Origin of the sequence: Pinibacter aurantiacus (assembly GCF_019130065.1) — a bacterium.
Classification (GTDB): Bacteria; Bacteroidota; Bacteroidia; order Chitinophagales; family Chitinophagaceae; genus Pinibacter; species Pinibacter aurantiacus.
Genome location: NZ_JAHSPG010000018.1, coordinates 574,989 through 588,981 on the forward strand (window position 1 = coordinate 574,989; position 13,993 = coordinate 588,981).

Annotated in this window: 19 protein-coding genes; 2 read left to right on the forward strand and 17 right to left on the reverse strand. The window is 38.4% G+C overall.

The genetic code is table 11. From position 1 onward, the window contains the following. Positions 1 to 51: 51 nt before the first annotated feature. Positions 52 to 1,833: a UvrD-helicase domain-containing protein gene (locus KTO63_RS25745; protein ID WP_217795119.1), complete on the reverse strand. Its 1,782-nt coding sequence runs from the start codon at positions 1,831 to 1,833 to the stop codon at positions 52 to 54. Positions 1,834 to 2,176: 343 nt separating this feature from the next. On the opposite strand from KTO63_RS25745, the gene KTO63_RS25750 reads away from it, so the two are divergent. Both KTO63_RS25750 and KTO63_RS25755 read left to right on the forward strand, forming a co-directional pair. Continuing rightward, positions 2,177 to 5,803, forward strand: coding sequence for a hypothetical protein (locus tag KTO63_RS25750; RefSeq protein ID WP_217795121.1), 3,627 nt, complete (start codon positions 2,177 to 2,179; stop codon positions 5,801 to 5,803). A 161-nt stretch (positions 5,804 to 5,964) separates the two neighbouring features. After that, on the forward strand, positions 5,965 to 6,849 hold the full coding sequence (locus KTO63_RS25755; protein WP_217795123.1) for a tetratricopeptide repeat protein: 885 nt from the start codon (positions 5,965 to 5,967) through the stop codon (positions 6,847 to 6,849). A gap of 482 nt (positions 6,850 to 7,331) precedes the next feature. Here the strand turns inward: KTO63_RS25755 and KTO63_RS25760 are convergent, their stop codons facing one another. The 16 genes from KTO63_RS25760 to KTO63_RS25830 all read right to left on the reverse strand — a co-directional run bounded on the left by KTO63_RS25760 (position 7,332) and on the right by KTO63_RS25830 (position 13,993). Continuing rightward, positions 7,332 to 7,775 (reverse strand): hypothetical protein, encoded by a 444-nt coding sequence (locus KTO63_RS25760; protein ID WP_217795125.1) that lies wholly within the window; start codon positions 7,773 to 7,775, stop codon positions 7,332 to 7,334. A gap of 134 nt (positions 7,776 to 7,909) precedes the next feature. Then, positions 7,910 to 8,320: an SMI1/KNR4 family protein gene (locus KTO63_RS25765; RefSeq protein WP_217795127.1), complete on the reverse strand. Its 411-nt coding sequence runs from the start codon at positions 8,318 to 8,320 to the stop codon at positions 7,910 to 7,912. A gap of 147 nt (positions 8,321 to 8,467) precedes the next feature. Then, positions 8,468 to 8,827 carry a hypothetical protein gene (locus KTO63_RS25770; protein WP_217795129.1) on the reverse strand — a complete coding sequence of 120 codons (360 nt, stop codon included), beginning with the start codon at positions 8,825 to 8,827 and terminating at the stop codon, positions 8,468 to 8,470. Positions 8,828 to 8,908: 81 nt separating this feature from the next. Beyond that, the gene (locus KTO63_RS25775) at positions 8,909 to 9,319 is read right to left on the reverse strand and encodes a hypothetical protein (RefSeq protein ID WP_217795131.1); all 411 of its coding nucleotides are present in this window, start codon (positions 9,317 to 9,319) and stop codon (positions 8,909 to 8,911) included. Then, positions 9,312 to 9,638 carry a colicin immunity domain-containing protein gene (locus tag KTO63_RS25780; RefSeq protein WP_217795133.1) on the reverse strand — a complete coding sequence of 109 codons (327 nt, stop codon included), beginning with the start codon at positions 9,636 to 9,638 and terminating at the stop codon, positions 9,312 to 9,314. The genes KTO63_RS25775 and KTO63_RS25780 overlap by 8 nt, the downstream gene beginning before the upstream one ends. A 110-nt stretch (positions 9,639 to 9,748) precedes the next feature. Continuing rightward, positions 9,749 to 9,979, reverse strand: coding sequence for a hypothetical protein (locus KTO63_RS25785; protein WP_217795135.1), 231 nt, complete (start codon positions 9,977 to 9,979; stop codon positions 9,749 to 9,751). A gap of 26 nt (positions 9,980 to 10,005) precedes the next feature. Continuing rightward, on the reverse strand, positions 10,006 to 10,260 hold the full coding sequence (locus KTO63_RS25790) for a hypothetical protein (RefSeq protein WP_217795137.1): 255 nt from the start codon (positions 10,258 to 10,260) through the stop codon (positions 10,006 to 10,008). Positions 10,261 to 10,372: 112 nt separating this feature from the next. Beyond that, the gene (locus tag KTO63_RS25795) at positions 10,373 to 10,687 is read right to left on the reverse strand and encodes a hypothetical protein (RefSeq protein WP_217795139.1); all 315 of its coding nucleotides are present in this window, start codon (positions 10,685 to 10,687) and stop codon (positions 10,373 to 10,375) included. A 6-nt stretch (positions 10,688 to 10,693) separates the two neighbouring features. Then, positions 10,694 to 11,221, reverse strand: coding sequence for a hypothetical protein (locus KTO63_RS25800; protein WP_217795141.1), 528 nt, complete (start codon positions 11,219 to 11,221; stop codon positions 10,694 to 10,696). A gap of 45 nt (positions 11,222 to 11,266) precedes the next feature. Next, the gene (locus tag KTO63_RS26420) at positions 11,267 to 11,395 is read right to left on the reverse strand and encodes a hypothetical protein (RefSeq protein WP_262902035.1); all 129 of its coding nucleotides are present in this window, start codon (positions 11,393 to 11,395) and stop codon (positions 11,267 to 11,269) included. 12 nt (positions 11,396 to 11,407) lie between these two features. Next, on the reverse strand, positions 11,408 to 11,590 hold the full coding sequence (locus tag KTO63_RS25805) for a hypothetical protein (RefSeq protein WP_217795143.1): 183 nt from the start codon (positions 11,588 to 11,590) through the stop codon (positions 11,408 to 11,410). A 120-nt stretch (positions 11,591 to 11,710) separates the two neighbouring features. Then, the gene (locus KTO63_RS25810) at positions 11,711 to 12,136 is read right to left on the reverse strand and encodes a hypothetical protein (RefSeq protein WP_217795145.1); all 426 of its coding nucleotides are present in this window, start codon (positions 12,134 to 12,136) and stop codon (positions 11,711 to 11,713) included. Positions 12,137 to 12,163: 27 nt separating this feature from the next. Next, positions 12,164 to 12,481, reverse strand: coding sequence for a hypothetical protein (locus KTO63_RS25815; protein ID WP_217795147.1), 318 nt, complete (start codon positions 12,479 to 12,481; stop codon positions 12,164 to 12,166). A gap of 129 nt (positions 12,482 to 12,610) precedes the next feature. Further along, positions 12,611 to 13,054 carry a DUF5958 family protein gene (locus KTO63_RS25820; RefSeq protein WP_217795149.1) on the reverse strand — a complete coding sequence of 148 codons (444 nt, stop codon included), beginning with the start codon at positions 13,052 to 13,054 and terminating at the stop codon, positions 12,611 to 12,613. A 9-nt stretch (positions 13,055 to 13,063) separates the two neighbouring features. Beyond that, positions 13,064 to 13,576, reverse strand: coding sequence for a nucleotidyltransferase family protein (locus KTO63_RS25825; RefSeq protein ID WP_217795151.1), 513 nt, complete (start codon positions 13,574 to 13,576; stop codon positions 13,064 to 13,066). 117 nt (positions 13,577 to 13,693) lie between these two features. Further along, complete coding sequence (locus tag KTO63_RS25830; RefSeq protein ID WP_217795152.1) at positions 13,694 to 13,993, reverse strand: colicin immunity domain-containing protein; 300 nt, start codon at positions 13,991 to 13,993, stop codon at positions 13,694 to 13,696.

Below are 13,993 nucleotides of genomic sequence, written 5' to 3' on the forward strand. Positions count from 1 at the left end.
AACGATAATTATTGGTTTTGAAAACCTGTCAGGTCTGGTAATTTGCAACGTTTACTCATACAACTCATCAAGTTCAAGCTTTTTAATTCTTGCAACAATAGCGCCCTTCGTGCGACCAAAATGTTTTGCAAGATCGCGGAGAATTGTGCCGTTGTAATACATCGTAGTCAGCTCCTCATCAAGTTCATCTGTCCACGGTTTATACGCAACTTTATGAACTTCTCTTATTCTTTCGACAGAATAAGCTTTGTCCGTTTCAGATTCTTTCTTTTTAAATACACTCTTTGCTTGTGCAGATGTTGCTATCTTTTTCTTTTCTTCTTCCTTCACTGCTTTAATTATCTGAATATGGGAAGAACCTGGAAAAGCTTTGGGTAAAAGCGTTTCCGGGATATACAATGTATTTTTGGTTCGCGTTACTGCCACGTACAAAAGATTGATTTCTTCGTTGAGTTTAGCAACATTTACATCCACTCCATCCTTGTTCTTTTCCAATTTCTCTTCAGAAATAAAGTCTTCCACGATTTGAACCGCATCGTATTCCATTCCCTTGCAACGATGAACGGTTGAAAAAATCATCTCAGCCTTTTCTTTTTCATCATTGCCTATATGCTTGTCTTTAATTGCCTTGATGATGCCCGGAATTTCGTTTCCATATTCCTTTACAATTTCAACCATCATCCCCAGTTGAACATCTTCCGTTTTTTCGATATACTCCTCTAAGTCATCAAGGTCCTTCATTTCCCTGATCAGCCCATCCTTAATGAACTGACGCTTGTCATTGTACAGACTTAAAACATCATAAAGCGATGCGCCTTCATCAGCATAAGTGTAAGAGTTGATGTTGCCTTCAAAATAAATGTTCTTTATCTTTTTCTTCTCGGTTATGTATTCAATGGCTTTCAACAATAATCCAAGGTTTGTTCTCGCTATAACCGCTTTTGATTTCACTTTATTGGTAGTTCCTTTTCCTGTAATGGCAAACGCCGGTTCGTCACCGATATGCTTTTTCCATTTCAGCACTTCCATTGCGAGGTTTGCAATGTCTTGCGTAAAACGAAAACTGGTTGACAAATTGTACGTCTTGAAATTTGCCTTCTCCAGCGAGTTCACAGCAAAGCGCCAACCGTAAATTTGTTGATGTGTATCGCCAACAATTACTTTTGTTGCTTTCTGCTTAAAGAAAACATCAAGCATCGCTGCGGAGGCATCTTGTCCTTCATCAAACAAAATATAATCGTAGGGGAGTGCAGGATTTGAAAGCTGAAATTTTTTAAGATAAAAATCGTGAGTGATTTCAATTTCACCTTTATCCATCTTGCTTAAAAGCAGTCGCGTTTGCTTTTCAATGTATGCATAAAAACTTGTTACAAATGCCTGGGCATTTGTATCGGAGATCGTGTCGCGATAATTTAGCTCCTGTATTTTTTGCTTGTCGCTGTTGCAAAAATACGCCATGAATTTGTTGATGTGATTAGCAACAATATACTCAGCGTGTTTTTCACCGTTGCCTTGCAGATTAAGCAATGCAGCAATTTCGTTGGTTTTGTAGCCCTGTGATCTTACTTTGTAATTATTTTTAAAAACAACATGCTTGTAAGCAAGCGAATGCGCCGTTTCAACTTTTACATTGTCCAGTCCCAAATCAGCAAATCTTTTTTGTGCTTCCAGCTTCACTGACTTGTTGAAAGCAAGGTAAAGTATTTTGGATCCTTTGGGACGCGTTTTTGCATATTCAATAATCGTCGTCGTTTTGCCAGAGCCCGCCACAGCATTGATCTTGATATTGCCGGTTGACTTGATGATATTATGTTGTTCAGGTGTAAGCTTCATAAAAAAACTAAGAGGTAAATATAGCGCAATTCATTTTTCCACATATTCACGTTGACCAGCACATCTGGAATATTTAATAATCTCATGCGAATTTGTTTATTAAATTGAAAAACATCGTGTGCCATCTGCGACGCATTATCATGGCATTTGAGACGCATTGTAATTCCATTTGAGACGCATTATCATGCTTCTCTACACACATCAATTTTCAAATTTTCAAATGATCACTTTCAGTGTCGCACTATCAATGTCTAATTCCTAATTCCTAATTTTTAATTCCTCATTTACCTCTATTGCACTTTCGCATTTATTATTTTAATTTCATACTCTCAAAACTAATGCAATGGGCCCCCTGCCAAGGTCCTTACCCTTGGTCATATATTTCATCTCCTCCGTTTTCATTTTAAAAGCTCAGGATCAGGATAAAATTATACCCCTCGCAAAAACTTCTTTTTCTCAAATTAAAAATAGCAAGGCGATTACTAAAAACGATTCGGGCAGCTGCATTTGCAACGTAAATCCCGCGATTGTTCCGCAGTCAAGACAAGGCACAACATGGACCTATCAAGGCATTCCGAATGCATCCTGCAATCCGTTTCCCACTTCATTTAATTTACCGAACGGTGTTGCCACACGAAGCACTGATACCTGCGGCGTATCAAATGTGCAATACAACTGGAGCATTGTGAGTGGCAATAGTGTTGCTTCCATTAATGGGCCCACAAACGGCAGTACGGTAGCGGTTAGCATAACCGGCAACGGAACATTTACCATCAGACTTTCGAATACTGCAACCTGTAGTGACAATTCAAGCTGCACCAATTTTACTTACTACACAGATTCGGTAAATGAAGAAAACTGCACCTGCACCGCTGGCCCCGTTACAATTACTCCTACAAACAAACAAGGAAATACATGGACCTACCAGGGCTCGGCCCAGGCGAGCTGTACCGGGCAGCATGGCACTTCTCCAAATCTTGATTCCTGCTCGGTTCAAAACACCGCTTACTCATGGAGCATTCTGGCACAAGGCGGTTCAGCTTCTTTAACTGGGCCAACAAATGGGCAAACCGTAAATGTCACCATCAACAACAGCGGTTCGTTTGAGTTGCGGCTTGATGCAACTACCACCTGTAGTGATGGTAAGACCTGTACGAACTATAATTTTTATACTGATTCTTCTAAAGTCGATTCTGCAAAACATTGTTCCTGCGATGTCGATATTGATTGCGCGAAAGTAAATGAGCAGGGGAGCACCCGCACCTACACCGGTGTTATGAAAGGCGGCTGTACCGGCGAGTTTGGCGCGTCTCCACCTTACCAGCCCTGCGGCGTAAACAAGGTGGTTTGGTCGTGGTCAATTGCTGAGGGCAACAATGTTGCGCAAATAGTTGGCCCTGCCGATCAGCAAACAGTTACGGTGCAAATACTGGCCACAGGCTCTTATACATTGCGCGTGCAGGGAGATGTAACCTGTAGCGATGGCAATCAAAGTTGCGGTCCTTTTAATTTTGATTATTGCAAGGATAGCGCAAATGTTGACAAAACATGTGGCTTTGTATATACAGAAAGTAATGTTCCTGCCATGTCCGGCGGGTTAAGCAATGCAACACCAAGGCATGCAAGAATAAGAAGAGATGATTATGTAAGCCTTATAGCCGAAGGAAAAGATTACGATAAAGTAACCATTGAATGCACCCCTTCTTACGATTGCGACAGCACTCAAAAGAAGAGTACAAAAGAGGTTTTGCTGGCAGGAAAAGTACGCTTTGAGTGGCAAATACAAAGTGGCGAGGGAAATTTTGTGAAGCTTGGCATGTTACCTGAAAATGCAACAGACGATGCCGGCGACCGTGTTATATTCCAACCGCCTTTTGTACCGTGGCCAAAAGAAGGACAACCACCCAATACAAAAACAACAGAAATACTTGTGCGTGTTATTGACGAAACCGGCTCTGGCGCTTTGCTGGACAACGATGCTTATGACAAAATCACCATCGTTACGAAAAGATCGTTCAATGCCGGAGACAATTATGATATTGACATAACAAACTCAGGATACACACTTCCTCAACCAAACATTCAGGACGACAATAATGGAACTTGCTCCGCAGCCTATTCATGGGATAAACCAAATGACCTCAAGAAGCCCGTTATCAAACTCCCTGCCGTGGCCGATAACAATAAAATGGTATTGGGAGAATTAATGGTACTGGAAGCTGAAAACCAAAATGAAACGGACGAATTGAAAATGGTTTGCCAGTCCTCAACATGCAGTTCTGACGGAGGCAAAAAAAACTACAACGATAACATAGAATGGACGTGGAAAATAGAGGGAGATGACGGCACCAAAGGAAGTTTTGTTGGTGGCAACACTGGCCGTTTTGTCATTTACCAGGCGCCTGATAAAATGCCGGGCCAGCAAAAAGAATTCTCTGTTTACATAACTGTGAAAGTAAAAAATACCGGCGTGCAAAAAGATGATGTAGAGCCGCCGCCTTCCGATTCCATGGCCATTAAAATTTTCAGGCCAGGTGTGCAACTTGAATATCCTGCATTGGATTGGCTGCCTAAGTGGAACAATGTTGCAGAATTGAAATCTTATTTATTGTACAATGATGGCGGCGTTTGGAAACCAGCCCTTGCACACATGGGTCGCATTCATTTCTTTGAATTGTTAAATGTTTCCCATGAAAAAGGAAACAGCATGAACTGGCCGCTTCCCGGAACTGCTAATTCTTGCAACGACTATGAAATGGACAATTCTGATCCTATAATGGAAGTATTTCAAAGACCGAACGATCCCCCAGGAACGTTTTGCGACGGCTTCAGACATTGGATACATACACGTTCACAGAAACCCGCACGAGAAGTAGTTGTAACTGTGGAGAGTGAGGACCAGGGCGGCTATGGATTTTTGCGAAGCTTTGCCAACATTAATCACGGTGGCGCCGACAGCATAAAAGGTGAAACACCAGTGTATGAACCGGTTCCCATTCCTCCTGAAAAAGTGGCGCACCCTTCAGGAAGGCCGAAGAAAACCATTTACACCGACAACAGAGTAACGATACCGCGTGATGTTGACGAAAACAAGATTGCCGATGGTGGCTGGCGCACACAGGGAAATGTATTGATAAAAGATCCTGTGAATCCACGCGACGATAATGACAATCAACTCGTGGGAGATGGCTTCCCCGGTGATGGTTTGTCCAACTATGAAGAGTATCGCGGCTTTTTGGTACAAGGTGATTACATTCGAACCAACATTTTCCACAAGGACCTCTTCATTAACAATGCAGCGAGCTTTAATCTAACAAACTTCAGAGCAGCACTTACCGGTGCAAATGGTGCAAAAGTTGATGTGCATGAAATAAGGAAGATTGACTATGTTGATAATAAAACGAGGGAGATTAATTTTAATTTCAATCCTCAACTGCATTACATACCAGTGCTTTTCGAACCGCTTCGAGCACAAAAAGGATTGTGGATGATCGATGCGAAAGAGTCCAAGGAAAAACCGGGTTTACTGGGACAAACTTTTAGTGCCGAAGCAAGATTCAATGAAGTAAACACTCCACCAAACTGGGTGAGCGGCATTGCTATTTTTACCACTGCTATAAAAAAATATTGCACACGATTTGGTATCAACCAGGCAGACAAGTTAAACCATGTTGTATCACACGAGTTGGGTCACGGGATCTCTATGTATCACCATGGTGAAGAGCCTTATGTATTGCAGGGCCTGCAAAGCGGCGATGTGGGTTGCATTATGCGCTACGACAATATTCCACCAGATAACGTTGGAGAAGCCATAGGCACTATATTTTGTAATCAAACGAAAGGAACCGGCACCAATGCATTAAAGCCATGCGTTCCAACTGAATGTTACGGAGATGCGGCCAAGAATAGGGGAGATTGCATTCATCAGTTCCGGATATCCTGTCGTACCATTCTTTTTCCGACCCGTTAACTATTGAAAAGATGTTATGAAACGAGCGATAAAAATTATCGAGCAACTTTATACAAACCGCGATGAAAATTTTTATAGCGAAACATAGTTCGATGAGGCTAAAATAAAATAACAAATAACTCATCAATAACATCACACCAAAAACAATAAAAAATATACAGATGAAACTGCGTTTGTTGTTTTTCATCATTTGTTTATTAATACCATGCATTCTTTTTGCACAGGGAAAATTTTCGATTACGCTCACCGTAAACGACAGTACTGCGTTTAAAGCTTATCACAACGAACCAATAGTGTTTTCTATCAGCCTGGTGAATAAAGTAATACAACAGGATATTTCATGGAATGAAGATGCAGATGCTTACCTGGCGCAGGTCGCAGCAGACTATAAAGCAGGCTTGATCACAAAAGAAGAATTTGAAAAAGAAACCGACCTTGTAACAAAAGGAAAACGAACTGTAACGAGCGAATCTATTGGATCAAAGGAATTGCCGTGGTTCCTTCAACTGAAGTTTCACGTAGTGGTAAAAGATACAATTGAACAGAAGAACTGGAAGCCATCCGTTCTTGGTGATCCAGGAACTGACTCCGTAGCAGTTTTAGATGAGAACGGATACTATTCTGTCAACTATCACCTTAGTCCGGAACAGGTATCGAAACTAAGGGCAGGAACTTATAAAGTAGAAGTGGAGTTGGCCGGTGTAAGCTCGAATGAAGTGATCGTTAAAATAAAACCTGAAAACATTCCACACGGAAAACTGAACAAAAGAGACATGCAGCTTCGATTGGGAAATTATTACCTTGAAAGAAAAGATGCGAAAAAAGTATTGTATTATGCAAATCTTATACTGCAAAAAAATCCTTCTGATATAAATGGCCTGATACTGAAAGGGGAGAGCTATATATTGCAGGAGCAATACAAACTCGCACTCTCCGCATTTACAAAAGCGCAACAACAATATAACAAAAACAATAAGCGCTCACCTGTTAACGAACCTCCGTTGTACCTCATAGCTACGATTGCGTGGCTGCAGAAAAAAATATAGCGCTACAATTGTTCCACCTATTGGGGTGCTGCACGAGACCTGACAGGTTTTAAAAACCTGTCAGGTCTGGCAACCCGCAACTTCTTTTTCATCATCGAAGCTGTGCAACAGATTTGAGCTGTTCGACATGTTCCGCAGGGCATGTCGAATCACAGATAAAAAGGATTTAAATCCTTTTCTATCTACCGCTCGATATGCCCTTCGGAACATATCGAGCAGCGCGGAATATCTCAAGCAGCGTGTAGGATGATTACGGCAAAAGTTTTGCGCGGCAAAAGCCTTTTTAGTCCATATTGAAGCATATGGACACTATATCGGGTGTAAATCAAATGTATTGCCTACATATTTGTCCAACAAAAACCATAGTGTAATAATTACAATTAAAGCAATTACTATAACTATCATTAACTTTTTTCTCTTCATTACTTTATTTTTTATCTGGCATTCCAACCTGAGCTGTTCGAGATGTCCCGAATTATAGTTTAACTACTTTCAGAAAACCCATTCTGAACAGTATCTAACCAAGCCTGCATATTGTAATGCTTTACACTCTTTAATAATTCTGCATACGCTTCCTTTGCTTCATTTTCGTCAAGAACTCGCGAAGGAACATTATGCAGCATGCCCGCAATGTAAAACGTTTTATTGTCGCCGCTTTCATATGCCTTGGTTCTTATTTCCAAAAGAACGATGTATAACATGTGGGCTAGCATTCTAGACGTAGATTCTTTATTTCCAGAAAATCCTTGCTGCGCAAATGCCAACCATTCGTGTGCGTTGTAACGCTCAACATTTTTTAAAAGACCTTCATAAGCTTCTTTTGCACTCCGCTCATTAACCAGCGATAATGATATGTTATACACCATTTGAGTTATTGAGAATATTCTTCTATCACCTTTTTTGATATGCGTGATCTCGAATTTCAATCAGAGATTTATTTAAAATATAAGCTAACATCTTTTGTTCATGCATATCATTTACTTTATAGGGGCCTGCATATAAGTTCTCGCTTCGGAAGACGAAAACGTTTTTCGTTAGTTTATGCATCGTTACAGAGTGCTCATTTCTCATAAAGTCTTTTCACAAACTCCAAAAAACTACTGCCACGATACTTTATCGGGTCAGTTTTGAAATTGGACATTAATCCAAAAGAATGGATCGTTTGAGTGACTTTATTAAACGCGTAACCTGTGTCAGCAGAATCTTTCCCAAATAATAAATAATCTGGAATTTGTTCCATTAATAGTTTATAGTCGACTATAGCGGTCTGAATTTGGTTTACAGAAAATAAATCTAACCAACTATTTTCGCCAATTTCACCTTCACCGCCATCAAACTCTCTCAAAACATCCAAATAGTCATTAGGAAAATCAAAGTCTACAACATTGTTTAAGTTTTTTAACATTTCTTCTGTAGCTCCAGGATAATTCTTTTCAAGATCATTTAAATAATATTTCAATTCCGGATTCATGCGTCTAAAATTTAAAATGGACTCATTGGAAGTATCACCTGTCCTAACTTTGCATCATACATACATCAGTCGCTTCAATAAAAAATTGCCACAGATGCGCTTGGCTATGTTTGCATAGTCACACATCTGCGCCAATTTTACGCTATGTTATTTGTTATTTATTGTAAATCCTTTGGCAATAATTTTAATCACACTGCCTGTAGAAGCTGTTTTAATGACATAACAATTTAAGGGCTCGCTTATAATACCTTCCCAGATTTTTTCAATACGAATTAAATCGTTATCTGTTCTTTCCGCTATATAGGCTTGATCAATACACTCTTTTGCTACTACCCCAAAATTCATATCTAGCCCTAACCAATACACGTCTTCGAATAAAAGAATATTGATGCCTTCTTCATACCAATTGATTTCGAAGCAAATTGTATCTTTCTTTCCTGGTTCCGTTCTGTCAATTGAAACGCTGTTTATGACAGAATCATGCCAATATAATTTATTAAAATCCATAATACTTTTCTGTTAAATTCCTCCGCACCCAAAAACAATCTTTGATCCGGCCCCCCTGCTAGTCCGGTTATATCGCATTCCTCAGCCCTCTGTTTCGGCAAAAGCGTCTAGAAAATCTGGTTTTGAAACGTTTTCTATTTGGATATATTGGCAATAAAAATGTATAGTGCCATTTTCATAGTCTTCAATTTCAAAATTTATATCTTCTAATCCATTTTGAGACACATCTAAAATATCAAAGCCTAGCACCTGTTGATAAGTCCTTCCATTAAATTTCATTTTCAGGTTTATCACATTTTCAAAAATGACTTCTGCTTCAAAAAAATTCTTGGAAAGGTCTTTGGGGTCAATTCCCTTGTTTTTTAACTGACACAAAACGATTATTGACAATTTACCAATTTTCCATTCAAGCTTTTTTATGTATGCTATGTTAACAGGTTTCCATTCCGGATATAGACCGGTAATCTTTTCGATGTTTCTTATTTTATTCATTGTCAAGTATGTTCTTCAATGTATTCAAAGTCTCTTTAGATCTTTTCCTCAACTCCTCTTCATTAATATTAAATTTATCGTTAGGATCATATAAATCAATTGGAACATACTCATCAATGTCAAGAAAAAAAGTATCTAGTATTTTTTCAATCCTTTCATTAAATGAACCGTTTAACCAATAATTGTCCTCCCGTCTTATCTGAAGAAATAAATCTTCAAAGGCAGAAGCTTCCATTTGTTTAGAAGTAAATAAAAAAAGAAGATATACATACTTTTGCAAATGAACTTTATCCAAAATCTTGATTGAATTTTCTACCATAAAAATCCTTTTGTTAAAATTCCTTGAATTTGAGACTGACTTAAAGTAGATTCGGCTCCTTGCGATGGGTAAAGAGTATAACTTGGATTTTGTTTCACGATCGTTAACTTTTACGTTTGTTCGTCAAAGAAATTGTTGAACGATAAGCCAACCGATTCTAAAATGCTTTTTATAGATGTTTCATCTACAACTTCCACTTTATTAAGAATAGAAACAATTTCTTTTACATCCTTTTTTTCTATAGCTCTATCAAAATCGTTCATAAGATTACTTAAATAAAGTCTTTCATTAATTGTCATGCCGCTGTATTTACTCCTGTCAAGGAGCTTATCATTCCTCATTTTTTTGAATTAATTCTTTAATTTACTTATGCTATTTTTTTCAGTTCGCGTATAGTTTCTTCGTTGTCACAGTTTTCTTGCAATCTTTCATTTACAGTTTTCATATATATTTCTGATGCGAGCCCGTTTTTTACAAGGCGAATATCCTGTATAAGACTCTCTACTAATGCCCAATGTTTGTAATCCATGATCGCCTTTTGTCTAGCAGTAGTAAAACGAACAAACCCGTCTCCATCACCGCTATACGATTTGTAAATTTCGATATGGTTTAATGTAATCATACTAACTTATTGAACATAGTGATATCTGATATTTACACATTTTAAATTCATTTGTCAACAATCCTAAGAATACTATAAAATCTTCTTGATGCTCTTTCATTGCGAATTGATGTCATTCTAAAGCCCCAATTAATTTTACTGTACCTATTGATTCCGGTCCTCTTAACACTTCATAGGTATGATTTAGCTGAACTGCATTTATTACTGCCTCGATCATAGTGAACGCCAACTCTACTCTAAAAGGTTTGTCAAATTCGGCATCTAATGGTTGCTCTATTTTATAAACAAAACTAAATTGTCGCTCTCCTGTATTCAGAAAGAGCCAATTAACTTTATCATCTATAGCCCGGCTCTGTTCATCCAAAACACGACTTTTTTTCAAAAGTAGTTCACCTACAAAATGATATTTTCTATTCTGTGTAAGCATAATAATTTAATGAGGTTTTATAAAAGGTAATGCTTCTTGGGGAAAAACATATGCACCGATGTCTACGTGAGGGTACCAATATTCAGCTGCACTGATTGGAGACTGTACTGTCCCTTTAATTATCGAATACCCGTTAGGATAAAGTTTTTGCCCGTACCAGTTTGCATCTTCTAATGATTGTGCAAAATATTTTGCTTCTACTCCTCCTGGCTGCAAAGAAAATTTACCAGTGCTCTCTATAATGCCTTTTTCTGTCGCGTCAACTGCCCTAAAAACGGTTATCCCCTCTTCAGAAACAGTTCCTAAGGCTCCGAACGCCCCCACGCCACCGGCAATACCAATGGCAGGCGGCATTCCCGTTGTAGGTATCCTTCCTCCCAAATAGCCATTTGTTTCAATGTAATGGTTGCCGTAAGTTCTTTTCTCAAAAAAATTAACAAACAAACCCAGCTTGGACGTTAATGATGGCATCACCTGCCCATGAGCGAAATCCAACTTCGAGTAGACTTCCAGTATTCTCTGTTGTTCTTTCAATGCGTCCCTCTGTCTGGGGCACTGCGTCCTTGTGCCAGTTTTGGGTCATCCTGTTACAAGTGCAATAAAACATTTCCGGTTAAATTGTTCTGCTATTTTACTTGCGTTTTCAATCCCTTCCTTTGCTATACTATAGCTTCTTTTCAAATAATCATCATCTTTTTCATTGTCCATTCTATCGCAAGACTAATTTAGGTAGTGATATTCCGGACCCCAAAGTTGATAAGCATAAATAAGTTGTCCATTATCTTCTGAAAATATGTCGCCGCCCAATATTTCAGTATGTTTTTTTTTCAATAGCTCTAAGGCATAAAATGCATCATCAACAGTTAATGCGACTTCATCGCTGCCAGGGTTTATTTCTGACATGGGTCTTCCTTTTAATTTTATAAAATCTATATAGTTTAACATCTTATCATAAAAACAAGGTACTCTTGGTACATTAAAGAACTTATGATTAATTATTCCATTTGCATGTGCCAGCTTTGGTTATTCTTCTGCTAACTCTTTTTCCAACTCTGCCTTTTGTTTGAAATATATTCTCATTGCCTCGTCGTCACGTACTAAAAGCAAGTCGTAAAAATCTTCATTATTACACAATTCATCGAAACCTAATATTGAATAGATATCACCGTCTCCATCTTTTTCATAAATTTTCATAAACCACCGTTTAGGCAAAGTATTATCTAACACATCAAAAAGCAAATGAGGGAACCATTCCGGTTTTCCATTTACATCAATAAGATAATACAAACAGCTTGAGTCTTGATATATCACAGTCCCCATAACAATATATTCTCGATTTATTTCTAGGCCATGACCTCCATGGCCATAATCAAAATCATTTGATAACACAGTTGTCACTTCTTTTAAATCAAACCCTTTGGAAGTGGTACTTACACAAATTATTTTCATAGCTATTTACCTCCTATAAATTTAAAATCATCTACCAAGAAACCGCAAAGGAACATTATGCAGGATGCCTGCGATATAAAACGTTCTATTATCACCGCTTTCATATGCCTTCGCTCTTATTTCTAAAAGCACTATATGTAAGATATGTACTAACATTTTTTGTTCACTCATGCTATCTTTTTGAAGGATGTCCGTTGGTTCTGATTGTTTATTTCCAGAAAATCCATGCTGTACAAATGCTAGCCATTCATGCGCATTGTAATGCTCGACATTTTTCAAAAGACTTTCATAAGCTTCTTTTGCGCTCTGCCCATTAAGTAGTGAAAGTGGAATACTATGCACCATGAGCTATCGAAAATATTCTTCTATCACCATTTTGATACGCGTTAGTTCGAATTTCAATCAAATGCTTTATATAAAATATGGGCTAACATTCTTTGTTCAATCATAGTATCTATTTTTAAGAAGGTTCTTTCAATCGGGATGCTGAATGATGTTTGACTTAATTAGTTCTTGAATTTTCGACTCCTCCGACAAATCCCAGTACCACCATTTATCGGGTGCATTTTTTTCTACTGAAAATCTTCTTTGATAAGCTATTTTAAACAACGTCAATAATAGAATGAAACTCTTGCTCAACTCTGGCTCTGGCAACCCAGTAATTCTTTGCAACTGATGATTCGCTACCCCTTTACGCAAAAGCACGCAGGGGGTAAAGGTTGCCTTTAATTGGCTTTCTCTTATTGCAATTTCTATGTCTTCATTTTTGGGCTTTGATTGTTGAATTAAAAAAATCAAATTGTTTAAGTATAACCTTTTCTGAAAAGTATCTAATGGAGAGAAAACTCGCTCAAGTGACTCGACATCTGTCAACCCTTGCCCAAACCTATTGAGTATTATTTGATCTTCTATTTTCATACATTAAGTTTAACGTGGATTAATTGTTATGTAGGGATAGTTCGTCAAAACTGGTCCTTTAAAAATATCAATATTTCGTGGCGTGTTATCTAAAACAGATCCTGAACCCGGCAAAGAGTTTTTAATTTGCTTCCATTCTTGATTAGTCAAGCCTTCTATCACATAATCCCAATCAGAATATGCGTTGGCAGTACCCTTGGCCCTACTTCCAACAATGTTAATTGGTTTTTGAATCCTCGTCGCAGCATTTTCAATCCTTAACAACTCAGCTTCGGATAATACACTTTCAACACCGATAGCACCTTCTACCGTTCCGAACGCCCCCACGCCACCAGCAATACCAACCGCGGGAGGCATTCCCATGTGTGGTACCCATCCTCCCAAATAGCCATTTGTTTCAACGTAATGGTTACCGTAGGTCCTTTGCCCTCCAAAAAAATTAAGAAAAGAACCCAATGTGGAATTTATTGCAGGCATCACCTGCCCATGAGCGTAATCCAACTTTGAGTAGACATCCAGCATTCTCTGATATTCTTTCAATGCTTCCCTCTGGCCATCTATATGGCATTTTACGCTTTCGATTTCTGAGTACTATACACGAAAGGTCGAGAGCTTGTCACAGAACCAAGAAACAGCTCGCTATTGCGGACTGTGGTGTTCTAATTTTTCTTTCGTTTCAATTATTTTTTGTTTTAATTCTTCTTTAGTATAAAACCCTTCTGGTAAGGCTAAGTGATCCTCCTCATATTCGGAAAAGCGTCCTGCAACTGTGCTTAGTTCAGAAAACAATCTGTGCTCCAACTCTGTCAAAGAAGAATAATCCAGTTCCAAATCATAAGAGTAATAAAACTCATCACAAAATATTGACGCGTTTATTTTTCCTGATAGATATTGGTCTAAAAGCCAATACAGTCTACGTTTATCATTTTTCTCGAACAT

What these genes read in the sequence shown, in the direction of transcription:
- KTO63_RS25750 (WP_217795121.1), top strand. Translation starts at nt 2,177, where the DNA reads ATGGGCCCCCTGCCAAGGTCCTTACCCTTGGTCATATATTTCATCTCC.
- KTO63_RS26420 (WP_262902035.1), bottom strand. Translation starts at nt 11,395, where the DNA reads ATGGACAATGAAAAAGATGATGATTATTTGAAAAGAAGCTATAGTATA.
- KTO63_RS25815 (WP_217795147.1), bottom strand. Translation starts at nt 12,481, where the DNA reads ATGGTGCATAGTATTCCACTTTCACTACTTAATGGGCAGAGCGCAAAA.
- KTO63_RS25775 (WP_217795131.1), bottom strand. Translation starts at nt 9,319, where the DNA reads ATGAATAAAATAAGAAACATCGAAAAGATTACCGGTCTATATCCGGAA.
- KTO63_RS25785 (WP_217795135.1), bottom strand. Translation starts at nt 9,979, where the DNA reads ATGAGGAATGATAAGCTCCTTGACAGGAGTAAATACAGCGGCATGACA.
- KTO63_RS25745 (WP_217795119.1), bottom strand. Translation starts at nt 1,833, where the DNA reads ATGAAGCTTACACCTGAACAACATAATATCATCAAGTCAACCGGCAAT.
- KTO63_RS25765 (WP_217795127.1), bottom strand. Translation starts at nt 8,320, where the DNA reads ATGAATCCGGAATTGAAATATTATTTAAATGATCTTGAAAAGAATTAT.
- KTO63_RS25780 (WP_217795133.1), bottom strand. Translation starts at nt 9,638, where the DNA reads ATGGTAGAAAATTCAATCAAGATTTTGGATAAAGTTCATTTGCAAAAG.
- KTO63_RS25770 (WP_217795129.1), bottom strand. Translation starts at nt 8,827, where the DNA reads ATGGATTTTAATAAATTATATTGGCATGATTCTGTCATAAACAGCGTT.
- KTO63_RS25830 (WP_217795152.1), bottom strand. Translation starts at nt 13,993, where the DNA reads ATGTTCGAGAAAAATGATAAACGTAGACTGTATTGGCTTTTAGACCAA.
- KTO63_RS25755 (WP_217795123.1), top strand. Translation starts at nt 5,965, where the DNA reads ATGAAACTGCGTTTGTTGTTTTTCATCATTTGTTTATTAATACCATGC.
- KTO63_RS25795 (WP_217795139.1), bottom strand. Translation starts at nt 10,687, where the DNA reads ATGCTTACACAGAATAGAAAATATCATTTTGTAGGTGAACTACTTTTG.
- KTO63_RS25790 (WP_217795137.1), bottom strand. Translation starts at nt 10,260, where the DNA reads ATGATTACATTAAACCATATCGAAATTTACAAATCGTATAGCGGTGAT.
- KTO63_RS25825 (WP_217795151.1), bottom strand. Translation starts at nt 13,576, where the DNA reads ATGCTGGATGTCTACTCAAAGTTGGATTACGCTCATGGGCAGGTGATG.
- KTO63_RS25810 (WP_217795145.1), bottom strand. Translation starts at nt 12,136, where the DNA reads ATGAAAATAATTTGTGTAAGTACCACTTCCAAAGGGTTTGATTTAAAA.
- KTO63_RS25820 (WP_217795149.1), bottom strand. Translation starts at nt 13,054, where the DNA reads ATGAAAATAGAAGATCAAATAATACTCAATAGGTTTGGGCAAGGGTTG.
- KTO63_RS25805 (WP_217795143.1), bottom strand. Translation starts at nt 11,590, where the DNA reads ATGTCAGAAATAAACCCTGGCAGCGATGAAGTCGCATTAACTGTTGAT.